Source organism: Sphingomonas sp. BK481 (assembly GCF_014194875.1).
GTDB lineage: Bacteria > Pseudomonadota > Alphaproteobacteria > Sphingomonadales > Sphingomonadaceae > Sphingomonas > Sphingomonas aerolata.
This window is the reverse complement of record NZ_JACIAP010000003.1, coordinates 60,034-85,088: the sequence shown is the minus strand read 5'-3', so window position 1 is coordinate 85,088 and position 25,055 is coordinate 60,034. Positions and strand designations below refer to the sequence as shown.

Here is a 25,055-nt window from a genome sequence, read left to right as displayed (position 1 = left end):
TACACGAGAAGTAATCGGAATCGGCGGTGAAAGCTGTGGACGAAGCAACCGAACAGGTTTCGTATCCAAGGTTGGCCCGGTAAAGATTCATCCATGTCCGACCTTCCCCCTCTGGCGCGCCGACTATCCTGGGACCGGGGTGCAGACGGCATAAGCGGTCTCGGCGAAGACCAGATCGCGGCGCTGCCCGCTCCGATCGTGATCGTCGGAGATCCGGGCGCCGGGAAGAGTGTGCTGATGAACACGCTCGGCGATACCACGGGCCATGTGCTTCTGCGCGCGGGCAGCTTTGTTCGGAATGCCAATCCGCAGCTGCTGGTTGGTGACGCCACCACGCTGGTCATCGACGGGGTCGACGAAATCGGAGCGAATGTCGCTGGCGGGGGCGTCGAGGCGGTGCTCACCAAATTGTCCGAGCTCGGCAATCCCGCTTTCATCCTGTCGTGCAGAGCGGCGGATTGGCGAGGAGCGACCGACCGCGCCAGGATCAGCGACGACTATGGACGCGATGCGGTTGTGCTGGTGCTCGAGCCGTTCCACGTCGACCAGGCACGCGACTATTTGCAGACGCGTTTCCCGTCGGTCGACGCCGACGCGGTGCTTGAGCATCTGGTAACGCATGGTCTGCGGGACATTTACGGCAACCCTCTCACATTGCGACTGATCGGCGAGATCGCGGAGTCCGAGCAGCAATTGCCGGCCAGCCGGGCAGGATTGCTCGATGCCGCATCGAGGTTGCTGCTAAGCGAGGAAAATGCGCGGCATCAGGATCGGGCGCATGCGCTGCGCGATCCGGAGGAATTGCTCCAGGCGGCCGGTGCCGCGTGTGCCGCGATCCTGCTGGGCGACAAGCTCGGCGTCTTCGTCGGTCCGCCTGCCAAGGCGCCCGCCGGGTATGCGGCGGCGTCCGGTATCCGAACCCTGCCGATGGGCGAGGCAATAGAGGATGCGCTGAAGACGCGCCTCTTCCAGCGTGATGGCGAGGGCCTGTTCGTACCCGTGCACCGGGTGATCGCCGAATTCCTGGCCGCCAGATGGATTGCCGGTTGCGCCGGGCGAGGTGCATCGGCAGCCCGTTTGCACGCGCTGATGCTGCAGGGCGCGAATGTGCCCACCTCGCTTCGCGGGCTGCACGCCTGGACGGCCCATTTCAGCGCCGAGCTGGCGGAGCGATGCATCGCCGCCGATCCGTATGGGGTGCTGCGCTACGGCGATGGCGATAGCATGCCGCTCGCGAATGCGCGCGCGTTGTTGAAGGCGCTGGCCGCGTTGTCGCACGAGGATCCCTATTTCCGGTCGGAAGATTGGTCTCGTCATCCCGCCAGCGCGCTGATGCGCCCCGAATTGAAGTCCGAGATACTTGGCCTGCTCGCGGTCCGGGACCGGCACGTCGCGCTCGGCGCGCTACTCCTCGAAGCCTTGGCGGGAAGTGCCCTAGCGGCGGACATGAAGGCTGAGTTGACCGCACTGCTGCTCGACCCTGCGCGCAGCTTCAACCAGCGTGATGCCGCTCTCGACGCGATGAAGGCGGCTGGGCTGATCGAGAGCTGGGCGGACCTGGTCCGGGCGCTCTGGCAATTGGGTGATCAGAACTCCATCCGGCTTGCCGCTGACGAATTGGTGAACGACGGCACCGAGGACGTGCCTGTCGCGGAGGCGGTCGCAGTCGTCCTTGCGCGAGCACAGCTTACGTTGAAGCCGATGAGCCGAGCGGAGGCCCGGCAGATTCGCAGCGTCCATTTCTCGACCCGCGCGCTGGCGAAGCGGAGACCCGCAGTCCTGGATGCGTGGCTGGACGAGATCGCCGCGCAGGCACAGCCGTTCATGCGCGGCGCCGGGCAATCCGCGGGGCTGGTGGGCGATCTGGTGCGCGCGCTGGCGATCGCACGGATTGGCCATGCGCCGCCGCCGAGCGCAAGCCAGTGCATTCGCTGGCTGTGCTGGCTCGACGGCAGGCAGGGCTATGATCAAAAGCGCCGCACGAGGCTTCGTGAATTTTTCAGCGAGCAGCTGGATTTGCGTCGCGAGGTACTCGCAGAGCTACTGCTCAAGGCAAAGGACCAGGATGCATGGCGGGCTTATTTCAGGCTCGCCGATTCGAGCCTCGGTCTGCTGCCCAGCGAGGATGACATAGTTTTCCTGCTGCAGCAGTGGCACGCCACGGAAGCGACTGAGGGGCGAAATGACAAAGTCTGGGAAGACCTTTTGCGCATTGCGCGGCAGCGAGACGGGCTACCCGAGAAGGTCAGGGCAGCTGCGATCGCTGGCGCGCATGGAGACGCTGCGCGTTTAGCGCTGATTGAGGCCTACGCGCCCGCAATGGAGGAGGAGGATCCCCAGGATCTGGAATGGGAGGCCGAGGAGGAAGCGCGGCGGTCGGAGGTCTTTGCCTCACACCGCACCTTTCTCGCTGACCATCTTGACGACATCGCCAAAGGGCATGGTGGCACGCTGGACACGCCGGCCCGAGCCTATTTCGGGCGCTTCCACGAATTGAACGAGGACGGGGACGACGGGCCGAAGCGCATAGCAGTTCTGTTGGGCGAGGCACTGGCGGGCAATGTCCTGGACGGCTTCGTCGCGGCGGCTCACCGCACCGACCTTCCAACGGCGCGCGAGATCGCCACGGAGCATGCCGGAAACGGTCGGTACTATGCCGAGCTTCCGTTAGTCGTCGGAGTGATCGAAATGCTCCGCCGCGGTGAGGATATCGCTGATTTACCGTACGCAACGCTTGCATCGGCCTGGATGGCCTGGCGCCGCGATCCGGAGTCGAATGGTACCGACCATTTCGGCATCGGCGAACCGTTGCAGGCCGCAGCACTACCGGATGAGGCGGCGACCGAGCAATTCTTCAGGGACAGTATCGAGCCGCAGCTTGAGGTCAGCGCAGCCCATGTGATGGACCTTTACCTGCTGACACACACGCCGGACTTCACCGAACTGGCCGCCAAGTTGGCCGGCGAATGGTTACTGCGGTTTCCGCAGGTTCCAAGCTTTGCACTCGCAGATCTTTTGCTGGCCATCCTTGCCTCCGCCGATTACGTAGCTGCCAGCAAGGTGGTCGTTGCATCCCGCGACCTGATCTGCGCCGACCGGGATGCCGTCGATCTCTGGCTATGCGCCGAGTTCGTCCTCGATTTCGAGGCACGGGCCGACGTGTTGCGCGAAGCGATTGGCGACAATCGGGAACTGCTCTGGGGCGTGAGGCGAGCCCTGACGCGCTGGGGAAATCTCAATCTCTCGCGGCTGTCCATCGCGCAGCTCGGCTTTTTGGTCACCAGCTTCGCGCCGCTTTGGCCCTATACGGCTCGCCCCGATGGGATCACGTCGGGCGATACGAACAAATGGGACGCCAGCCGCTTCATCGACGCCTGTATCTATCAGCTGGGCGCGATGCCCGAGGCAGCTGCCACTGATATGTTAGCGCATCTCGGTCAGACGGTGGCAAATGGTCACGAAGAGTCGCTTCGGCACGCTGCGAAGCTTCAGCTACGCGTGCGTAGCGATCATGACTACAGGCCAAGCGACGTCGTCCTTTTGCGCGCGGTCGCGATGCAGGACGATCCGCAGAGCGTGGACGATCTGCGCGCATTCCTCGGGGATAGGATCGCGCTGCTGAGCAGGAAGCTGGAGGGAAGCGGCCTCGACAGCTGGGTTGTCTATTGGAAGGATGAAAAGCCGCATATCGAGAACTACTGCCGGAACCGCTTGATCGAGCAGATTTCGGGCGAGCTTCCCAAATCGGTGCGCTTCGGACCCGAGGAGCAGATGCCCGGGCAAACCCGCGCCGACATTTCTGTTGCCAAGGATCCGCTCGGGCTCCCTGTCGAGATCAAGGGGCAGTGGCACAAGGATGTCTGGGATGCGCCGGTCGAACAGCTCGACGCGCGCTACACGCATGATTGGCGGGCATCCGGGCGCGGCGTCTATATCGTGTTGTGGTTCGGAGACGTGCCCGGAAAAAACCTCCCGGCGCACCCGGCCGGGGAGACCATGCCGACGAGCCCTGGCGAACTCAGACGGATGCTGATCGATCGTATTCCTGAAGGTCGGAGATCCCAGATCGACGTCTACGTGATCAACGTCACCGGCTCGCCTGACGGTCAGCGCAACGTCAAGGTGAAGGCCAAGCCAAAGGCTGGAAAGACCGGCAAGGCGAACACCAAGGCGCCGGCGCCCAAGCGCGCAGGCCGTTCACCCAAATCAAAATCCGGCCCACCGCCTGCCTAGTATGTCGGCCGGCCACCCTGCACTGCGGTGACCGTGCGCGGTCACGTCGTTATCGAGAATTCACCATGGCCCTACCAAAGAAATCCGGCGCATCCGTCCCTGTAAAGAAGACTGCGTCCAAGGCGAAGAAGCCGGGCGGTGGAATTGCCGCCGCGGGCGGCACCAATTTCCAGGCGACCCTCACCGCAGTCGCGGCGGCCCATCTTCTGGCGGGCAAGCCGCTTGGCTGGCTGCGGGGCGTAGTCGATGACACGCCTATCGCGATCTGGGCTGAATCCGAGGGCCCGGGAGATGATCTTCGTCTCGAGCTCGCAGACGGTCGTGTCGTGGAGGTCCAGGCCAAGAAGGGCCTGCAGAAAGGCGCAGCGCTTTGGGAAGCCCTCGACGCCCTTGCATTGGCCTTGGCGAGCGGCAGCCTCGGTTATGGTGTGCTGGCTGTGGCTCCCGACAGCAGCGGGACGGTTCGCGGAGAATTGGCCCGAGACATCGAGCGGATTGGCCAGGGGCGTACTGACATGCTGTCCGGGATCGGCAAGGACTGGCTCGCACGGCTTCTAAAGGACGGGCTCGATCCTCAGCGGGTATGCTCCCGGCTGCGGGTGCAGGTCGTGCACGGGCTGGCCGCAGATGACGTGGACCGACGGCTGGCCAGCACTTTGCTCGCCGCGACGTGCAAAACTGCGGCGGACGCGGATCACGTCTGGCAGATTTTGTACGAAGATGCCGTGACTATGATGGAGCAGCGCGGCCGTGCCGACATGCCGCGCCTGATCCGTCTGCTGACATCGAACGGCATTGTGCTGAGCGACAGTGACGGTGCGGCGGGAATTGCCTCACGTCTAGCGCGTTGGGTCATGGAGACCCGCGACGGGTTCACGCTTTCGGCGACGCGCAAACGGCTCCCACTGTCGGCGCTGCTCGACATGCTGATGGTCAAGATACCGTTCGAGCTGCCAACCGCCGAAAGTGCCCACAAAGCCCTGGCTCGTTATCACGACGGGTCACTGGGCGGTCCGCGTTCCGACCGGGAATATGACGCTGAGTGGACGGGACGCTTTCGCCGCCGGGCTGTGATCCAGGCCGGACCCGGTCTCGGCAAATCGACCCTCGCGACAAAATTGGCATATGAGTACGCGTCGGACGGTTATCCGGTCCTGCTCGTCTCTTTGAAGCAGGTGGCTGCGGCAATGCTGCGCGGCGAAGGGTTTGAGTCCGCGCTCAAGACGCTCGGTCTAGATGGATCGCCTGTCACGGTCGAGGCTTTCGATCGCGCACGCCTTTCGGACATCGTGGTGATCGCGGATGGTCTCGACGATTGCGGCGCCCGGCACGAAGCGGTGGCCGCTGGAATCCAGGCCTATGCGGTGGGCCATCCCAGGGCGCGAATTATCGTCACGACGAGGCCGATCGGATACACATCGACGCAGCTTTCTAAGTGGCAGCATTATCGGCTCATCGCACCGAGCAGCAGTTCCGGCTCGTACAATCTCGGCAGTTTGCTGGCTGCTCTGTCCGATGAGTCGTCGCGCGGGGAAGCGCACGAACTCGCGCGCAAGGAACTCGAGGGCACATCCAACCCGAATGCGATAGCGATAAGTCCGCTGGCTCTCGGCATGGCGGCGTCGCTTCTCCATCGCCAAGGGCGTCTTCCGGAGACACGGCCCAAACTCTACGAACAGCTTATCGCGTTGTTCGAAAGCGGCGACGGGATTGAGCGCCCGGAGGATCTGTCGGCGCAGATCGCAGGCTATGTGCTCGACGTGCTGGGCTGGACGGTGGTCGGGGACCCGCTTGTCGCAAAGGTCAGCCTGGTGGATCGCGGCGCACAGGAATTGGCGACCGCGCTGGGCAAGACCAAGCTCGCCACGACCAGCATTGTCGAGGCTGCGCTTCGCTATTGGGAGCGCGCCGGGCTGATCGAGGCCGTTCACCATGACGGCGTCGAGATGCTGACCTTCGTGCATAAGACCTTCGCCGAGTTCGCAGCCGCGCGTCATATCGTGGGCATGGAACCGGAGGCCCGGGCAGGCGAGCTGGCGCGTATCATTGAATTGCCGGACTGGACCGAGGTGACGACGTTTGCCAGCGGGCTGGGCTATGGGAACGATATCGCACGCCAGTTCCTGGCGCGCGGCTCTGCTGGATATGACGGGCAAGTGGAACGCGCGCTTGCCGTGGCGATCGACCCGGACGCGCGGACCGACGACACGGTCGCAAGCGAGCTCGCGATCATGGCCTTCGATGCGATCGAAGCGGGGGCGAAGAAGAAGTTTGCGATTGGCGTCGCCGTAATGAAGCTGGCGGCTCGGCGGTCAACTGTTGTCCTGCCGCTGGCGGCGGAGCGACTGAGAGCCAAGGACTTCCCCACCCGGCTGACCGCCTGGGCCTGTAGCGTCTCCGCCGACAAGACGGGGTTCAGCGCGGATCGTCTCGAGGCAGCGCTTGCGGACCTGCTGCCCAATACCGATTCGCGATATAGCAAAGGTGGGATGTTCGTACTGCGCCCGACGGACGATCTAGATCTGGTTGGCGCCGTCGGCATCGCGGCGCTCGAAGCTCAGCCGCCCGCTGCCATGGAAGCCTTTGCAGAGCTATATCTGCGGCATGAGGCCTTCCAGGGGTCGAATACCCAGTCGCGCATTGCTCGTATCCTAGGTGCGCACGGGCTCAGTTACAGCGCGTTACGCGCGCTGGAAACAGGCGGGAAAAGTCTGATGGATCGGTTCCTCAATCCGCCTGAGGACGAGTGCCGAGCGCATAACAGAGCGCTGCGCGCCCTCGCGGTTGCCGTGGCCCTGGACGAGGACAGCGCTCAGCCCAAGCCTGACTATCCTTTTGAACGGTTTCTCCAGTTCGCCGGATATTATTCCTTGTCGCAGTTCGGTCGGGTGAACGAGCGCGATTTGGGCCAGTGGTCCGACCCGTATGACGAGAGTGCGGTTGAAACCGCGATGCGGGCCATGGTGGCGATCTCGACCATCGACGGTGCAACGCTGGCGAAGGAGGCGCGCGAAGTAGTCCGCTTCCTCGATCTCGACCCGATCGCGAAGCCTTACGCGCTACATTTCCCGACCATCGACATGCCAAGGCTTGAGTGGGACAAGGCGAGCGCGTTGGCCATGGAGAAGGGGCACCTCGAAACCGCTGTCCGGCACGGGTCGAAATGGCTGGCCTATGTCGCGGGCAACCTTTTGGAGTCGGTCGAGATTACCCAGGATGATGCGCGCCGGATATTGGCGGGTGCGCGGGGGGCTTCGCTTTGGGCTGGGGCGGAGATCGCCCACGCAAAACTTTCGGCAAAGAGTGCAACCGAGGTGCTTGTCGAGCGCCTTTCGTCACCGCTTCCATGGGGCGCTGAGTATATTTTTGGCGTGCTGGAGCGCCTCAGGCCGCCAGTGACAGAAGGTCTCAGTGCCGCGATCGCACTGGGCCTCGATGATCGCTACGCCTCGACGGTAACCGCGGCAGCGGAGCTCGGGCTAGCTTTGGTCGAGGACGGTCAGGTAATCGATGCGACGCCTGCCGCGGCGTCCTACGCCGATTGGCAAGCTCATGAGGCGAAAAAGCCGGACAAGAATGTCCAGGGGCCAAGTCCGCTCGAGGCGCTGCTGAAACTGCGCATCGCTTTGGGGGACCTGGACGATGCCGCACTTACGGCAGCGCTGGGCGATCAGCGAAGTGATGTTCGAAAGGTCGCGGAAGCGGAGAGGGACAAGCGCAAACAGGTATGATGTGGAGGTGATCGGACTGCAAAAGTCCGGTCGGCGTCCGCGGAAATCTGTTCGACAGGCATTGACCAAATGACCGCTTTTTTGATCGCGTAAGCTCGCTCCGAAAGGCCGAAATTGGGGCGCAAAGCCGACCGGCCGGTTTGCTGAAGCCGAATGGCGAGTTTCAGCGAAAGCCGACGCTCCCATCGCCAACGCTGAATGTCTTGAGCTGGTCGAAATGTGCCGAGGCGACCGAGACCTATCTGCGGTCATTCGAGCAGCCCTTTCGAACGGCCAACTTCTGCCATTCGTTAATGTCCGCTCGACGTCTCGACGAACGGCCGTGGAATGACCAGAAGTGAGGACTTTTCTGCCGCTCGCCAGCGACGTGTCGAATGGAAAATCTTGCCAAGAGCCGCCACTTGGCGCCTGCATAATCGGGATCAACGAACGACAGAATTGGCCGACACCGGACTGACTGCTTTTGAATCGACAATGCGTGCTAGCTGACGTCTATGGGCATTTAATGTCCGGTGCCGCTTCGGTATGTAAATCCAACGTCAATGACGCATGACGCAGATTTTCTTTCGCGCTAAGATCATCCCTCCCAAAACGCGAGTTTAACCCTAGTAAGTGCCCGACGTCACTTTCCATTTTTCCGATCGCGTCACGCGGGTAGATGTCGCGGCTCCGCTGTTGGCAGCCAGCCGCCTCGGAATTTGTCTGCTGCAATTGCCGTCATCGGCGGCCGCGGTCGACGGCGATCATCCCCGGCCTCTGGCGATCGGCGCGGTGCGCGATCTGCTGGTAGGGGGCCCGGACCATGCGGTGCCGGCGCTGCAGCGTATGATCCCGGGCGCGGATCCGGTTTTGGTCGTCGCTCCAGAATATACATTTGGGTCGGGCGATTGGGCCGCGATCGACGCGCTAGTTCGTGCGTCGACGCGCCCGATCATCCTGCTGGCCGGTTTCGGCGCGACAATCGGCCAGTCGGTGCTCGACTGGCAGGCCGCAGGTGCCGGTGAAGCCACGCAACGCCACCTTGGCTGGCGCGAAGCCGATGGCGCGATCAGCGATATCCAGCGCGTGAACGGTGGATGGTGCTGGCTGCATGCGCCAGGCGAGGCCACGCACTGCATTGCTTATCTCAAGAATGTGCTGGAGCAGTCGGTCGAAGCGGTAAACTTGCCCGATCTTCAGGAAGGCCGCGCCATCCTCCATCTCGCTTTCGGCGACGTCGATATCTTTCCGCTGATCTGCGCGGATCTGCTGCAGCCGGCGGCGCAGGATGCAGGCTCGCCGCAAGCGCGGATCCTGCACGCGCTTGCAGCGACTACCGCCGACCGACCTGCGCTAGTGGTAGGATCGCTGCTGCAGAGCGGGTACAACGTCAACTGGGTCGCCGCGGTGAACTCGCTGCTCAACACGGTGCTCGCCGGGCGGCCGGGAGCAGTCGCCTTGTGCAACATTGCTGCGGATGCACCAAAAGCGGATGAAGCCCGTGATAAATGGCGCAGTCTGAGCGGTCTTTACGTTCCGTTCGATGCGCTGCCCAAGGGGCAGGACGATCTGCCGGCAGTACGCGCGCTCAATGATATGGGCATCGCAGGCGGTGTGGTCCGGGTTACTGAAGCCTGCGCGACCACCGGGCATGTGACATGGGGACCGTTTACGCCAGTAAAGGGCAAGTTCGCCTGGCGGGGCAATATGAGTTGCCCGATCGGCAATGCCGGGCTTGCCACACTTACTGGCCCGACGCCGCCGCCCGCGGCGGGCGAGATTGCGCGCTTCCTGCGCCGTTATCCGCCGGTTGCCACATCAGCGCCGCGCGTGCAGCTTGGTCTCAATCTGCTCGTCGAGCATTTGCACGCGGCGGCAGAGCCGACGCCGGAAGCGCTGCTTGATGCGACGTTGAGCGGGGTCGCTCCCGCCCGGCCGCAAGATCCTGACAGGCTCCACGTCGCGGAGACGAGCGTCGCGTTCAAGGCGGGTATCCACGCCGTTGCCACACTTAAGTCGATCGACGGAATCTCTTGGCAGGCCAACCCCAAGCTGACCGGCCAATTGCGGCTGGCAAATGAGAAGCATCTGCTGGTTTGGCGTTCGCCCGACAAGTCGCGGTTGGCGATGCGGCGCGATCTTGCCGCGTGGCGCATGCTGCCCGGCGGCGAACATCCGGATCTGATCGTGCTGGGCGCGGGACCGAACGGCGATCTGGTCGCGGGCGAGATCCCGCAGGACCGCCGTGACGATATCAGCACCGCGCCTTCGTCGGGTGCCGAACTGGCCGCAGGCGGATCGCTCGCCGCGCGCGCGGACGACTTCACCGCGGCGCGAAGCCTGCGGCGGGTTGCGAGTCTCGGCCTCGCCAACGTCGCGGACGTCTATGCCGATTTCGAAGAAGGCGCCGATGCCGGGCGCGTCGCGACGTTGCTTGGGCAGATCGACGCATGTTTTGCCGAGGATGTTGCGGAATGACAGATATCCAGCCTGCCGTCGGAAATCTCTACCTTGCCGTGGCGCAGGTCGACGAGCTTTGCGCGAAGGTTGGGTTACAGCAAGCTGACTTGCCCGTGGCGGCGGGCGAGCATGCGGTCCCGACGGGGACGACTTTGTGGACATCGAGCTATGCCCGACTTGTCCTGTGGCCGTGCGGTGCGAGCGATGCTGCCGGCGTGATTGCGGCCGCCCGCGATGGGCAAGGCTGGTTCGACGAGATGCTCGTGCGCGGCGAGGCGCAATCGCGAGGGCCGATCGACGGCTATCTTGTGCTTGCGTTGCCGGCCGCACCGGCAGCGGATGCCAGTGAGGACGTTAGGCGCCTTGAATTGTCGTCGCAGGTTTGCCGCAAGCACCTGATCTGGCCAGCGGGCGAGGCTGACCCCGATGAGGCTGCAGGTACGTGGCTGCGCGTGGCCGACGTGACCGTCGTTGGTTTACCCGACACGATGCCGTCGAGTGGTGGCGAGCTGGTGTGGCCCAAGATCGACAGTGAAGCTCAGGCGGTGTGGGAAGACCTCGCCGCGCTGGGCCTGCCCGCGACCGTTATCCAGGACGAAACGGCATGACGCGCGGGGTCCGCCTTTCGTCGCTCACGGTCGGTGCGTTTCGCGGAATCGGGGAGGTGCTCGAGTTCGATCTGCGCGCGCCGCTGACGCTGGTGTTTGCGCCCAACGGCACCGGCAAGACAACGATGTGCGAAGCGGCGGAGTGGCTGCTGACCGGCCAGGTCGACCGGTTGAAGGACAAGAAGGATTTCGACGCCGAGGTGTTGCGCTCGAAGTTTACCGGGCTCGAGCACAAGCCCCACGTCGCTGCCAATGTCCGGGTCGGCGGAAAGGCCTATCAACTTTCGCGCATCGCCGAGGGCAGCCAATCCCCGGCGGCGTTCGAGATCGACGGGCTCATGGTGCCGCAACGGCCGAACGATCTCCTAGCGCTGCTCGCACCGGCCGCCGCTGCCAATGAGGCCCATCACCTTACTGCGATCAGCCTGCGTCAGCGCTGGCTCAAGGGCACCCGGTTCTTGAGTGCGGAGGCACTGGCCGCCCTGGTCGATACGGACGATGAAACGATCGAGCGGCGCACGCAGGTCTTTGCCGATCTGTTGGGGATCCGACATCTGCTCGACGCCGAACGGCAGTTCGAGAAATATGCGGCCGAGCTATCGTCGAGGCTGCGCGCCAAGGTTCAGCTAACCCAGCAACGGTCGGCCGAGGCCGACGCGATCGAAAAGGAACTCAAGCGCAGTACGTCGCCGACTACGACGGCGGCGTCGGCGATCGGCGAGGCCGCGCAAGCCGAAGTCCTGCTCGAACCGACGGCTGCGGATATGCCCCCTTCCGATGCGCCGTTCCCCGATAGGCTGGAGGCGCTGACGGCGCTGCAACGGCGCGGCCGGCATGAGAATGAACGCCGGCGCAATGCCCTCAGTGCGGTAGAGGTTCGTCGCACCAGCCGCACGGCGCTCGAGCAGGCCGTTGCCGCCGCAAAGGCAACAGAGCTGAAGCTCGATGCCGAACTTGCCGAGATGGGCAAGAACGGTCAGGCCGCCGCTGCCAAGGTCGCCGCGAGCGAATCCGAACGCCAAAGCGTCACCGCCGCGAGTCAGGCGCTCGCGGCGGCTGGCGACCGGCTGGCGCGGCGGGGCGCTGCGATGCTCTCGATCATACACAGGGCACCGGTGTTCGATCCTGTCCCCGTCACGCTTGGCGCTCTGCGCGCCGGTCTGCCCGAGACAGGGTGGACCATCGATGCGCGCGCTGAGCGCCGCGCACTGTTGACTGCCCTTTCCGCCGGCTTGGAACAGGCTGACCGAGAGGCCGAACGGCTGCGTCTGCTCGACGTCGAGCGCGAGGCTGCCAGTGGGGCCACTGTCTCCGAAACGGCGTTCGCTGCCTTGCGGGCCGAGGCTGCCGATGCGGAACGCTTGGCGGCAACTGCGAACCAGCAGCGCGACGCCGCGGCTGCACCCTTGTCCAGGCTTCAATCGGCGGCGCGCGACCTGCTCGCGCATGATCATGGCCATGCAGCAAGCAGCTGTCCAGTTTGCGCGCATGACTGGCAGACCGCGGATGCGCTACGCAATGCAATCGCAGCGGCGCTTTCGACTATCCCCGAGCTTGCAAACCAGGCCGAAGCGGTGGCGCAGGCTGCGATGGAAGCAGCCCGAATGGCGACAGAGAAGCTGACGACCGCGCAGGCGGCAAATGCCAGGCTTGCCACGCTGGACCGTGAGCGTGCAGCGCTTGCGGACGCCGCGGAACGCCGCGCACTTTCGCTGCAGAGTGCAGGGCTGCCGGCGTCGGTTTCTGCGGGCGAACTGGGCCTGCAGCGCTTGCGCCTCGACATCGCCGACGCGCTCGCTGCGCTCGACGAAGAGATCGCGATCGCGCGTCCCATGGTTCCCGTCGACACAGCGCAGTTGCTCCCAGAGCAGGCACCGCTTTCCGACCTGGTCGAACGAGTCTTGGCTCAGATCGGCGCACGCGATCATGTGTTGCAGCTGCATCTGGCGGGATTGGCCCGCGACAGTGAGGACGCGACAACGCTGCGGGATCGGCTGCGCGCAGAATATGCCGGCATCCAGCAGCGACTGCGGGACTGCCGCGAGCAGTTGGCGGCGAAGGGAAGCGAGCTGGCCGAACTCCAGGCCTTGTGGGACGTCGCCGCACCGGAGCAGACCTGGAGCGAGGCTGCGTTTGCAGAGCTCAAGACCGAGCTGAAGAACGAGCAGGACAAATTCGCCCGCGCGGAGGCGCATATCGAAGCCGCGCGAGCCGCCTGGACCGCCGAAGCGCGCCGTGCGCAATTGGTCTCGCTACGAGCCGCCATCGAACCCGCGCTGGAGCAGCAGACGCGGATGACGGCGCGTATTGCCGCTGCGACGCGCGCGCAGGCGATGTTTCAGGATACTTACACCACGATCAGCAAGCGGCAGGTCCAGGATCTTGCCAAGGTGGTAAACCCGCTGTTCGCGCGCATGCACGCCAACCGCGTTTATGATCGCATCAATCTCGGCGAGGACAGCGAATTTCTCCACTGGCTGGCGCATGCCGGCGACGCACAGCTCGACCCGGGCAAGGACTTCAGCCAGGGACAGCGCCAGGACCTTGCACTTGCCCTCTTCCTGGCGCGTGCGCGCAGCCTCGGCGGGACGTTCTTCCTCGATGAACCGGTGGCCCATCTCGACGACCTCAATCGCGTCGGCCTGCTCGACATTCTGCGGGCCACGGTGCTCGAGGAAAGCCGGTCGGTGAATCTGGTCATCACCACATCGAGCCGGGCCTTGGCGCGTCATCTCATCGAGAAATTTGCTGGCATAGACAGCGTCGAAACGGCCGAAGGGTCAGTGCGGCCCCTCAGCGTCATCGAGCTGGACGGGAACAGCCGCAGCGGGGTTGAGCTGAAAAACATCTATCCTCTCAGTTGATTCTTTCGACATCGTAACCGACGTGGCCGCGCCGAAGAATTCACCGCAGGCGTGTATCAGCGGCGTGTTATCACCCGCTCGACATCAACGTCGCGAAGACCCACTTGCAGACACCTTGGGCGCATTAGTGGTTCTCGAAAGCGGACTCGTCCGAACAGCCGGACACTGGCTTCGCGACGACGGTCAGCGCTTGGGGAGGTCTGCGTTATGCCCGCTATGGGCGCGACCGCGAATCTGATAGCTTGGCGCCTCAATGATGACACCGGGTGAATTCCGCTGGGCCGAAGCCCTCGCGCTCGAGAAGCTGCGCGGCGAAGCCGCGCCGCGCTTCGTCGCCGACCGGATCGGCGCCCTGGCACTTGCCGGTGACACAGACGGGGTCGAGCGGCTCCGCCAGATCGCCGCCCGGCTAGAAGCGCTCATATACCGGACCAGTGCCCCAGCATGAGCGCAAGCGACTCGTCGATTGCTGTCTATGATGCACATGCGGCGGAGCTCGCCAAGCGCTACGATAATCCCGAACTGGTCCGTGTCCATGACCCGGTGCTCGCATATTTGCCCGAGACCGGGGCCGGCAAGCTCGCGCTAGATATCGGCGCAGGATCGGGCCGTGACGCCGCCTGGCTGGCCAGCCTTGGTTATGGGGTGGTCGCGGTCGAACCTGCGAGTGCGATGCGCGCTGAAGCGATGCGCCGGCACACGGAGCCGAATATTCGTTGGCTCGACGATCGCCTGCCGGGTCTGGGCAAGGTCCATGGCCTCGGGCTCGGCTATGATCTGATCCTGGTGTCGGCGGTGTGGCAGCATATCGCGCCGGCCGACCGCGCCCGCGCGTTCCGCAAGCTTACCACGCTCCTGAAGCCCGGCGGGCTTTTGCTCCTGTCGCTTCGCGACGGCGAGCCACCACCGGACCGGCCCATGTTCGCGGTCAGCTTGGGCGAGGTCGAAGCGCTGGCGCGCTTCAACGGCGTGGCGGTGCTGCGCGCGGCCCCGAGCGGCGACCGGATCGGTCGGGGTGACGTTAGATGGACCCATGTCGTACTCCGGATGCCCGACGACAGCAGCGGCGCGCTGCCGCTGCTCCGCGGCATCATCCTCGGCGACGACAAATCCTCGACCTATAAGCTGGCATTGCTGCGCGCGGTCGCAAGGATCGCCGACCTGGCGCACGCCGCCGCCCGGCCATCGGACACCGACGCCGATGTGGTCGAGGTGCCGCTGGGGCTAGTCGCGCTCAATTGGATCCGCATGTATGTGCCGCTGGTGCGCGCGCAGTTGCCCCAGGCGCCGAAGAACAGCGGACCTGACGGCCTCGGCTTTGCTAAAGCGGGCTTCCGAGCCCTGCTAGCGGACCAGGTCGGTGCACTCGATCTGCGCCCCGGTGCGAGCTTCGCCGGCCCCCGCGCTTCGGCGGTGGCCGCGGCGATCACAGAAGCCGCCAACACGATCACCAACATGCCTGTCAACTTCACGCGCTATCCGGCCAGCGAGCGGCGGATTTTCGATGCGACCCGGACGCGGCCGCCGCGAACTATAAATAGTCTCTCGCTCGACGTCGAGACGCTGCGCCTATGGGGTAGTCTGACCGTGCCCGGACATATCTGGCGCGCGCTCACCCGCCTCGGCGCGTGGATCGAGCCCGTGCTCGTCAACGAGTGGGCGCGGCTGATGCGCGGCTACGGCGATCGCATGGCGCGCGCCATCCCGTACGGGCAGGCCGAGGCGGCATTGGTCTGGGAAGAGCCGCTCCGCGACACCGCTCTCGGCCGAGCCGCGGCGGAACGGCTTCAACAACAAGGGACACCGATCACCTGCGTCTGGTCGGGCGCGACGCTTAATCGCGGCCGGCTAGATATCGATCATTGCTTACCGTGGTCGGCCTGGCCGTGCGGCGATCTCTGGAATCTGATGCCGAGCGACCGGCGCGTGAACCAGCATGAGAAGCGCGATCGCCTGCCCTCGCTCGCGACCATGGCTGGCGCGCGTGGCGACATCCTCGCCTGGTGGCAGACCGCCTGGCTCGACGATGCGAGCCTCGGGCCGCGGTTCCTGCGCGAAGCTGCGGCAGCGCTGACGGTGGAGAGTGATCCCAGCCTCGATGACATCTACACCGCGCTCGAATGGCGGCGCCTGCGCCTACGGCAGGATCAGCAGGTCCCCGAATGGACTCGCCTGCGCAGCCAAATGTCCGTACTAGCCAACACCGCCGGAGCCTCCCTAGCATGATACCGCGCAGTTTCGAGGACATCGCCAAGAGCGATATTGAGGCGCTGATCGCCAACGGCGTCGCCGAGCGCCGTACCCTCGAGTTCAAGCGCGACCTGCCCGGCAATAGCGAGAAAGATCGCAAGGAATTCCTCGCCGATGTAACCTCATTCGCCAATGCGCAGGGCAGCGACATTCTGTTCGGCATCGACGCGCCCAAGGGCGTGGCCACGATCATCGCCGGTATGAAGATCGACAACCCCGATAAGGAAGTGTTGCGCTGGGAGGAAGTGCTACTCGCCGGCGTCGAGCCTCGCCTGCCCGGTATCAAATTGCGCTGGATCGATTGCGGTGAAGCAGGCGGCGTGATGCTGATCCGTGTGCCCGCCAGCACGATCGCGCCGCATCGAGTCATCTTCGCGCGCACCAATCGTTTCTTTGGCCGCAAGAGCAACGGCAAATATGAGATGGACACGCAGGAGTTGCGTGACGCTTTCACAGCGAGCGAGGCGTTGCCGACGCGGCTCCGCGCGCTCCATCTCGAAGCGGTCGATGCAGCGCTGCGCTGCGATCTGCCGATCTTCCTTGGCGGCGAACCGACCGCCATCGTCTCGCTGATCCCTACCACGACTTTTCGCGAGGCGCGCGACCTCGATGTCACCCCGGAACATGCCCTAGCCCCGCACAAGCCCTCGGGTCACATGGAAGCGATCCGGATGATCGAAGGGGTGCTGCTGCACACCAATCCTGGCGAACAGGGCGCAGTGAGGTCCTATGCGGTTACGCACCGGACCGGCCGCACCGATATGGTCTGGACGATCGGCCGGGTGGTCGACGAGCTCAAGAAGTCCGAGACCAAGCTGGTCTGGCCGCAGCGGTTCGAAGACGGGCTGCTCGATGCCGCCATTTCGGGCGCCTCCTGGCTCAACCACTACGGGATCGACGGCCCTTGGCTGGTGATGGCGACGATCACCGGCATCAAGGATTACCGTCTGGTCGTCTCGAGCGAATATTGGTCAGACCCGGCGTGGCGGGACCAGGCGACGCTCCCGCCGCTGATGATCGAACGAATGAACCGCGCCGCCCTGCTCCCGCTATTACGGTCCTTCTGGCTCGCCTTTGGATTTGAGCGGCCGGCCAGCCCCTTCGGCGGTGACAGCTAGATGCGCGCCAGAAAGCCGAAACAGGACCAACTGGAAGCATGACGATAATGAGCGACGAACCTGTTTGGGCGCCTGAGCAGGTCAGCCTGTGCGCGGCCTGCGCCAAGCATCCCGAGGTGAAGGCGCTGGTCGAAAGCGACATAACCGAGGGCGTGTGTGGCGCCTGCGCGTCGTCCGACAAGGGCGTGTTCAACCCCGCGCAATTCGAGCCGCTGCGCAATCTCATCCGCGCGCTGATCCGGCTCCACTTCAATGAGGAGGACTATAACGGCCATTGGGGCGGCACCTCGATCGACGACATCCTGCTCAACCAGAAGAACCCAATCGTCGGGGTCGCAACGTCGCCCGACTATAATGACGACCTGATCCACCGGATCACCTGGGAGGGCGACATCTATCCAGACTCCGACAAGGGCATCTGCCTCTACGCAGGCAGCGACGAGACTGGCCGCCTCATTCAATATTCCATTCCCGAAACGCGCAACTCAGAACTCGACGACATCGAGCGTCGGCTTGAGCGCCAGAATTTTCATGAGGTCGAATCTGCGATGGAAGCGCTGGTGGCGCGTATCGAAGGTGACATTGCCGCCGAGGTATCCTCGGGTTCGCTCTGGTATCGAGGCCGGATCGGCGTCGTCGAGAGGCTCACCCATGTCGGCTTCAACGAGATCACCCGCGTGGCATACCCCTTCAAGGGGTCAGACATTGGGGCCTTGCTGCCACCGCGAGCGTCCGCTGGGCGAACCAACCGGCAAGGCGTTTCCGTCCTGTATATCGCATCGGAGATCGAGACCGCGCTGGCGGAGATTCGGCCGCATCCGAGCCATCTGATTTCGGTGGGCGGTTTTCGCGCCCGAAAGGATCTGCGTGTGGCACGGTTCGATCTCCCGATCGGGCCGTTCTCGTCCTCCGAAACCCGCCTGGACCTTTTCGCGCTGATCTATCACATCGACTCGTTGCTGAGTGCGCCGGTGATCCCTGAGGAGAGGCATCGTTACGCCGCGACGCAGCTCCTGGCCGATGTCCTCATTCGTCACGGCTTCGAGGGCGTCATTTACCGGAGCTCGGTGGGCAGCGGCATCAATCTTTGCGCCTTCGATCCCTGGGCATTCGAGTATGACGAGAGCACGTCAGCGGTGAAGCAGGTCGACCGACTACACTATTATTTCTCCGACGTCGCAACGGCGATACCGACGCGCTGGACCTAGCGCGGCCCTAGCGGTCGTTTGCCGGCAATCGTCGGACCAGCCAGGCGGGCACTTGCTCGCCAAGATGCAGCGCTATGGTCGGGCCGTCATAGAGTTTACAGAGGCGCCGCCAGAGCGTGCGCGCATGCGGGAGCGCGATCCCTTGGCTCTCGGCGAACACTCTCACCCGGCGCACGCACGCGGCCCAGCTCGGTCGCTCCGGCCGCAAATAGTCGGCGGCGAGACGATCCAGCAGCCGCGTCTCGATCGCGGCGGGGCACCCTCCCCCTTTGAACCGCGGCACGAGATAGGCGAGGCGATCATGCCGGTTGATCCCAGCGACGGCACTGAGCCAGCTCCAGATGCTCGCCGCGCTTGCATCGCCAAGGCCGGAGAGCGCAGTGACCGCGGCGGACTTGGTCATGCCCGCTTCCACGAGCGCCTCGATCTGATTGATCAGCGTGAGTCGGTTCATCGCACGCTTCTTCGCCACGTCAGTTTGGCGGGCATAAAAGTCCCATTGCTGTTCGCGGGAAGCGCCTTCGGCCATCGTCACGATTCTCCTTCAGAAAGCCCGACCGCAAACTCCGAAACCTTCGACGCGATGCTGGGTCGCTGCCCGGTTGGTCTAGGTTTGACTCAAGTGCGATGCCGTGAGAACAAATATTGAACACTATTGCGAGTCGCCGCACCAATATCAACAGTTGGAAATGCGAGATGCAACGCCAGCGCACGATCCAGTCCGCGATTTTTGAAGCGCCACGCGGTGAGGTGACGATCAATGCCTTGATGGCGATGGAGCCGGCCGCCTGGGAGCATCTGCGTGGCGAGATCAACCTGCGGCGTAGCAGCGCGCCCGATCGACCGCTCGCGCGGTGCCTGATCTGCAAGAGCCCGGTTTATATAAAGGCGCAGGCGACGGCGGCGGGCAATGTCCCGCTGTTCGCACATTACGCCGACGCCGAGCCGGACTGCCCCTGGTATCAGGGCAAACCCCTCGTCCCGGACGACGCGCGCGCCGCGCAATATAGGGGGCAGCAGGAATGCGCCCGGCACCGCTGGATGTGCGACACCATCGCCGACATCTTCCGGGCGGACCCGCGCGCCATCAAGGTGACGGTGGACCAATATCTGAAACCCGCGATCGAGGAGCGCGGCCGCTATCCGGATGTCTTCGCCGATCTGGGCAATATCGGAAAGTTCGCCGTCGAAGTGCAGCTCTCTAAGCCCTTCGCGTTCGAGATCGCCGCCCGCCACCTCCATTATCGCAGCGAAGGCGTGTCGCTAATCTGGGTGTTCAGCGATCTCGCCGACGAGCTGCCGCAAGGGTTTCGCGATGTCGTCAGGTTCCAGCGCGGCAACGCCTTCCTATTCGATGCCGTCGCTCATGCCGCCTCGCTCGAACGCGGCGGGCTGGTGCTGTCCTGCTATCTAGAAAGCGACGGCGGCTGGCTCAAACCCCGCCTGGTCGCACTCACCGATCTCGATCGCGGCAATGGCCGCGCGATGTTTCTTGATGATCGCCGCACGAAGAAGCTTCTCGACCACTGCGCTGCCGGCCGCGCCAAATGGCTCGACATCCTTGAGGCTGGAGCACCGTTCGATTTCGAGGACGCACCGATCGACAACCAGTTCGGCCCGGCTTGGGATTCAATCCGCATGTTCGTGCCAAGACTCTCGGGTTGGAAGGATGCCTGGTATCGCAAGCATCTGCGGCGCGGTCGCCCGCATTTCCTCGACCTGATGGCGATATTGTTTTCGATCCAGCGCAGCGCCGAGACCGGCCGCGAGCAGGTCTATGTGACGCGCTACAAGAGCGACCACGCCTTGCTGGAGATGCTCAACGCCCGCCTCTCCGGCGAATTCTACAAGCGCTATGCCGATCTGATTGAGACCATGCTTGCCGGGACAGCCGCACGGCATGTGCTGACCCGACCTTCACTCCAGACCGCGCTCGGGAAAGCCCGCGCCGAAGCGGAGCAGGTTGCCGTAGGCCATCCGATATGGGACGCGGCTGAACGGCTGTTTCCCGAAGTCTACGACGGGCTGCTGCGCGCGGAACTCGCTGATCTCGATCAATTGCCTGCTTGGGCCGCGATCGATCTCAATCCAGACAGCGAGGCGGCCTGATATGACAGCTCTCCTGCGTACCCGCGGATCAGCCAGTGAGATGTCTCGTCTATTTTACGCCGATGCCAGGGCAGGCCTCCGCTGGTCCCCGACGATTTGGGCCCGGAGAAGCGGTCCGGCTAGTCATAATGAAGCCTGGGGATGCCCTAGTTAACTGACGAATCCTGCACAAACAGCACCTCGGAATCGCTGCGAAGCCAACGCCGCTCGCCTAACATGTATTTGTTCACTTCCTCGACATCGACCTGCTGGAACGGGCCGTGGGTGTCCATGATCATTGCGCGGGATGACTCCATGCCCTCTCTCTGGCTGTCCGCGATCCAAGACAACGATACGAACTCATATAGATGGGCGGCCAAGCTTATAAGCTATCACTCTGATCGAAGAGGGCCGGGTCGACCTATTTAGCATACGCTCGCGCTGCCTTAAAATTTCACTCATCCACATCGCGAAAGAGTGCAGCCAGGCCTGACGACCGCGGCGTCGAACTGCTTACAGGCGCGGATGTGGAAGACGCAGGCTCATAGTCTTCTTCCATAGAGGCGACGGCAATCTGCACCGCTTTTCCAAGCGCCGCTAGCGCAGCGGTGTCATTGATTGACACGTCTTCTGCGATTTTTTTAACGGCCTTTTCAAGATCGTAGAAATAATCTTCAGGTGGATATTCTTTATCCCATTCTACTTTCAGGCGAGCCACGTGATTGCCAACCTTATCGAGAACTTCCGTTTTTGCTGTCTGCCGAGCGATGGTCAACTCATCGGTATTCAAAACGCTTTTTAGGCCAGACTCCTCGAAGATGCTGCTGTCTGCGCTGTCGGCAATTGCATCAATTACGGCTGCGGCGAAATTGGCGCGAGTTTCTTCATCCAGCAAACCGAGGGCATGTAATCGCGCCAACAACTGTGAGTCGGGATCGTCCTTGATGGGAGTGACAAAGCTGCTTAACCCACTCATCAGGTCCGGCCGTCGCTCGATCACCGCCTCGGTAAACGTCCGATTTCCACGGTATGTTACGAAGGTTCTGAGAAAGCCTTTGTCGATCCCTGCAATTTTCTCGACAAGCATGTTGACCAAGGTATCGGGAATGACGAGCGGAGCCCCTTTGATTGATATACCCGCGCAAACGACTTCGTAGATGACTGAGTAGGGCTTAGCTCCACGCAAGTAAATTTCCACCAATTCAGGCTTGCTAGCGAGATACTTGGCAAAAGCGTCGCTGACGGTTGGGTGCTTATACGTCCAAAAGCCGCCCGCCTTGTCTTGCGCTAACAGCAGTAGGCTTCCGTCCAAGGCTTCCAGCTGTGCACGCACAGCCCCAGGCTCCGCGCCGAAGGCCGTCGCGCCTGCAGCGATATTCTCTGAACTGACGGGAGACCGAGCGGTCCCGCCATTCAGGAAAACGGTCGCGATCGCTGCCCGGCAGTCGATCGAGAGAGATACCACCGTGTCAAAGAGAAAGTCCTGCGGCTTTGCAAAAAACTTTTCGACGCTCGCTGCATCCGTCTTTAAGCCGTCAGCGAAGAATCGTGAACCAAAGCGCCGGGCCGTCTCAGGCAAAAAATCTTTGCGCTCAGCCAAGGTCGGCAACAAATCCTTTACGGCTGCTCGAAATTCGGCGGGCTGATCGCCCATTTTTAGATGATTGTAGAGCATCTGTGCCTTCTCAGCGGTCGAAAGCTCCTGAACATTGATGATAACCTGGCTTTGGCGCAGCGTTGGTATGGCGCTGAGCTTCAGGTCACGTTGCGCTGCGTGCCAAATGTAGTCACGAGAGGTTATCAGAAACCGCGTGTCCCGGCGCATAGCACCCTGCATAAGGGGAAAGACCTGGTTCCAGCGCTCTGCCGTTTGCTGTTGATACTGGGTATTACCCCAAGCGTCGTCGATCCAAAAAAACTGGGAGCCTTTCGGGTCGAGATGCCGCTGGACGTCCTCGGGCGAGGTCGCACGTATGGTATTGCTCTGCCAAATGTCGGCCGCGCCGATCGCAACGCTAGCCCCGATGGTAGACTTCCCGGCCGCTGGTGCGCCTAGGAGCAGCACAAGGTTGTGTTCGCTTATCGCCCTGACACTGCGACGGTGAGCATCGGTCACAACCAATCGCTCCAGATCGTTTCCCATTGCGCTCAGGATCAACTGCGCCTGCTCGTAGGCGCGCGCGTCTATCAGTTCAGTGAGATCGCCCATTCCATATAAGCGCGGAGCCATCATCCGGAGCCGCGGTGACGTCTTAATTTGGCGGCTGATCCAGTCGCTACCGAAAATCCGGCACCGCCCTACACCTTCCTTCTGGAAAGCCTCCCGGATGGCAAGATCGCTTGCACCGGTGACCGGGTGGTTGGTCAGTATAATATAGTCGTGCGCTAGACCTTTTGCCGCAAGTTTGGCTGCCTTCGGTAGTTCGTCGGACAACATTGAGAGGCTAAGGTTCAAGCCTTCCTTGGAGGTGAATTTGCATTGGATGGTCGATTCGCCTGACGCTGGATCGTCGCCGTCCCACTTGCCTACGAACGCACCGTCACGCCCTGCATCTGCCGATGGCAGAAAGTTTTGCACGGGTCGGCGAAGGCACTCCTCTGCCACACTGACGCACAGGTCCTGAAACGACTTCCAGCCCAGCCGATGCAGCGGATAGTCAGCGCTAGCACTTAGAATTGAGCCGTCGATTCCTATCGTCATGCTCCATCATGTCAGACTGGGGCTTAAGGCGGAACCACCGACGTGAGGTTCATTTCAGTAAGCAGTCACGCCTGCGCTTTCACCACATCCCCAAGCCGCGTCGTGTAGCAAGGCGAGAGGCGCGCACGCCGCATCGCCCAGAGGCGCTTGGCCCCCACCGCCCCCTGTTGCACACCCGCCGCCACAGCAGCCAATTATGGGCGCGTAGCTGCCATCGGGAGCTTGATGAACAAGCGTCCGCTTACTCCGCCGAAGCGCCCGTAAGCGGCTAGGCCGTTCTCCACCAGGCTCCGTAATCAATCTTGACGTAGACAGCCGCCCCGCCGGATATCCACCTCCGGCAACATCTAAAAAAGGCCTATTCACAGTGGCTTAAATCGTCTTTCGATAGGCTGAGACATTGCCGAAGTCAGCTTTTAAAAACAGCTGATATCTAGGCCCGTCACGTGCGGTATAAGTTTTAACATTTGCTAGAACATGTTCGAGCAAAAGATGGTTTTGCCAAATACCAACAGACTTCGATGGCATTTTTCTAAAAACGCAATATTTCGCTAATTAGAATCATAGGACAATAAAATATATTTAATCACAAAAGGTAAGGCACACATTTTAATACAAAGATTATTTGCATAGCAAAAACAACCTTTTCGAATATTAAGTCTACGTATCATAACCTTGTAAATAGCCGTCAATAGTTTGCGTTAATTTGTTGCGCTTGACGGGAAGGTCGAATCATGATTCGAATCGCATACATGTCGTGAGGGCAAACTGCCGCTGCGACTTGGCGCAAATCACTTCCCAGTGAGGCAGGCAATGGGCGGCGAAAGTTGGCACGGGCACATCAAATGGGCGTTGGAACGCCGTGGGACTTCGTTGTCGCAGATTGCCCGTGATTTGAGCGTCAGTCCAAGTACAGTCACTAGAGTTTCCAAAGGCCTGGTGCGCTCACGCCGGGTGGAAGAGGCCATTGCCGAAGCGGCCGCGTTCACCCCAGCCCAGCTTTGGCCCTCGCATTATCCTCAACCGGATGGAGGAGATCGATGATGTCGTAGCAGATGGTCGCGCTGACGCGCGGAAACATTCCCAAGCTACGGAAATGAAAAGGCCCCGCCGGGTGCAACCAGCGAGGCCCATAGAAGATCAGAGACCTTACGAGCGCTGATCTCCTTCATTCCGTGAAACCTGTCAAGGTTCGAGGCCGTCCCGGACCATGTCCCCTCACGTCTATCGCATCCGATTGCGAGATCGAAGGAACGATCGATGACAATCAATACCGCAGACCACGATCACCTACCGGAGCCCGTTCTGGACCCGAACAGCGGCTCAATACCCAAGTTCACCCGCGACAAACATAGCGATGCGCACCATGTCCGAATGATCCGGGCTGACTATGGAGGTGCCCTGCGCACCTTCAACGGCGGACTCGCCCATGAAAATGGCTGGTACACAAGCCGCAAGGCCGGACGTGTTCTCCATTGGCAGGGTGCGGCGCAGTACGATTTCCTGACACGCGCCGAGGTGGATTTCGCCGTGGTTCGGGTCGCATCGGAGTCGGTACGTTTCGAATTCACGCGGCGAGGTAAAAAGCAGGTTTACACCATCGACGTCGAATTGGTTGCACCTGATGGCACCGTCACGTTCATCGAGATCAGCGTGACCTTGCCGACCCGGAGTACCGCGCGAAGCTGACGGCGGTCCACGAAATTTGTGATGAGCACGGCATCCGGTTCAAGGTCATCCTTCGTCACCAGATATGGGACAGTCTCGTTCATCGGCGCAATGTGATGCTGTTTGGTTCACGCAGGTTCGTGACGA

16 protein-coding genes are annotated in these 25,055 nt (G+C 62.4%); 12 read left to right on the top strand and 4 right to left on the bottom strand.

What is annotated here, in order from left to right; genetic code table 11:
• Positions 1 to 93 precede the first annotated feature (93 nt).
• From FHY04_RS06690 to FHY04_RS06650, 9 genes are all read left to right on the top strand, one after another.
• Positions 94 to 4,233, top strand: coding sequence for an NACHT domain-containing NTPase (locus tag FHY04_RS06690; RefSeq protein WP_183935914.1), 4,140 nt, complete (start codon positions 94 to 96; stop codon positions 4,231 to 4,233).
• Between the two features lie 65 nt (positions 4,234 to 4,298).
• Entirely contained in the window at positions 4,299 to 7,964 is a 3,666-nt protein-coding gene (locus FHY04_RS06685) for an NACHT domain-containing NTPase (RefSeq protein ID WP_183935913.1), read from the top strand.
• A gap of 675 nt (positions 7,965 to 8,639) precedes the next feature.
• Positions 8,640 to 10,421: an ABC-three component system protein gene (locus FHY04_RS06680; protein ID WP_221211691.1), complete on the top strand. Its 1,782-nt coding sequence runs from the start codon at positions 8,640 to 8,642 to the stop codon at positions 10,419 to 10,421.
• Positions 10,418 to 11,011, top strand: a complete 594-nt coding sequence (locus FHY04_RS06675; RefSeq protein ID WP_183935911.1) for a hypothetical protein — start codon at positions 10,418 to 10,420, stop codon at positions 11,009 to 11,011. The genes FHY04_RS06680 and FHY04_RS06675 overlap by 4 nt, the downstream gene beginning before the upstream one ends.
• Entirely contained in the window at positions 11,008 to 13,875 is a 2,868-nt protein-coding gene (locus tag FHY04_RS06670; RefSeq protein ID WP_183935910.1) for an ATP-binding protein, read from the top strand. Before FHY04_RS06675 ends, FHY04_RS06670 begins: the two co-directional genes overlap by 4 nt.
• Before the next feature lie 256 nt (positions 13,876 to 14,131).
• Positions 14,132 to 14,323 carry a DUF6961 family protein gene (locus FHY04_RS06665; protein ID WP_221211690.1) on the top strand — a complete coding sequence of 64 codons (192 nt, stop codon included), beginning with the start codon at positions 14,132 to 14,134 and terminating at the stop codon, positions 14,321 to 14,323.
• Positions 14,320 to 16,101 (top strand): class I SAM-dependent methyltransferase, encoded by a 1,782-nt coding sequence (locus FHY04_RS06660; RefSeq protein ID WP_183935908.1) that lies wholly within the window; start codon positions 14,320 to 14,322, stop codon positions 16,099 to 16,101. Before FHY04_RS06665 ends, FHY04_RS06660 begins: the two co-directional genes overlap by 4 nt.
• A complete protein-coding gene (locus FHY04_RS06655; protein ID WP_183935907.1) occupies positions 16,098 to 17,243 on the top strand; it encodes a helix-turn-helix domain-containing protein in 1,146 nt (381 codons plus the stop codon). Before FHY04_RS06660 ends, FHY04_RS06655 begins: the two co-directional genes overlap by 4 nt.
• Before the next feature lie 47 nt (positions 17,244 to 17,290).
• A complete protein-coding gene (locus tag FHY04_RS06650; protein ID WP_221211689.1) occupies positions 17,291 to 18,451 on the top strand; it encodes an RES family NAD+ phosphorylase in 1,161 nt (386 codons plus the stop codon).
• A gap of 7 nt (positions 18,452 to 18,458) precedes the next feature.
• Here FHY04_RS06650 and FHY04_RS06645 read toward each other — a convergent pair whose 3' ends face one another.
• Complete coding sequence (locus FHY04_RS06645) at positions 18,459 to 18,980, bottom strand: DNA-binding domain-containing protein (RefSeq protein ID WP_260171405.1); 522 nt, start codon at positions 18,978 to 18,980, stop codon at positions 18,459 to 18,461.
• A 167-nt stretch (positions 18,981 to 19,147) separates the two neighbouring features.
• Here FHY04_RS06645 and FHY04_RS06640 point away from each other — a divergent pair, with 167 nt between their 5' ends.
• On the top strand, positions 19,148 to 20,560 hold the full coding sequence (locus FHY04_RS06640) for a hypothetical protein (protein ID WP_183935904.1): 1,413 nt from the start codon (positions 19,148 to 19,150) through the stop codon (positions 20,558 to 20,560).
• Positions 20,561 to 20,706: 146 nt separating this feature from the next.
• Here FHY04_RS06640 and FHY04_RS22470 read toward each other — a convergent pair whose 3' ends face one another.
• The 3 genes from FHY04_RS22470 to FHY04_RS23035 all read right to left on the bottom strand — a co-directional run bounded on the left by FHY04_RS22470 (position 20,707) and on the right by FHY04_RS23035 (position 23,413).
• Positions 20,707 to 20,838 (bottom strand): hypothetical protein, encoded by a 132-nt coding sequence (locus FHY04_RS22470; RefSeq protein ID WP_260171370.1) that lies wholly within the window; start codon positions 20,836 to 20,838, stop codon positions 20,707 to 20,709.
• Between the two features lie 155 nt (positions 20,839 to 20,993).
• Entirely contained in the window at positions 20,994 to 23,240 is a 2,247-nt protein-coding gene (locus FHY04_RS06635) for a hypothetical protein (protein ID WP_183935903.1), read from the bottom strand.
• 65 nt (positions 23,241 to 23,305) lie between these two features.
• The gene (locus tag FHY04_RS23035; protein WP_349983892.1) at positions 23,306 to 23,413 is read right to left on the bottom strand and encodes a DUF4113 domain-containing protein; all 108 of its coding nucleotides are present in this window, start codon (positions 23,411 to 23,413) and stop codon (positions 23,306 to 23,308) included.
• A gap of 640 nt (positions 23,414 to 24,053) precedes the next feature.
• Between FHY04_RS23035 and FHY04_RS23030 the strand changes: the two genes are divergently transcribed.
• Complete coding sequence (locus tag FHY04_RS23030) at positions 24,054 to 24,284, top strand: helix-turn-helix domain-containing protein (RefSeq protein ID WP_183935901.1); 231 nt, start codon at positions 24,054 to 24,056, stop codon at positions 24,282 to 24,284.
• Between the two features lie 216 nt (positions 24,285 to 24,500).
• On the top strand, positions 24,501 to 24,929 hold the full coding sequence (locus tag FHY04_RS06620) for a hypothetical protein (RefSeq protein WP_183935900.1): 429 nt from the start codon (positions 24,501 to 24,503) through the stop codon (positions 24,927 to 24,929).
• Positions 24,930 to 25,055 lie beyond the last annotated feature (126 nt).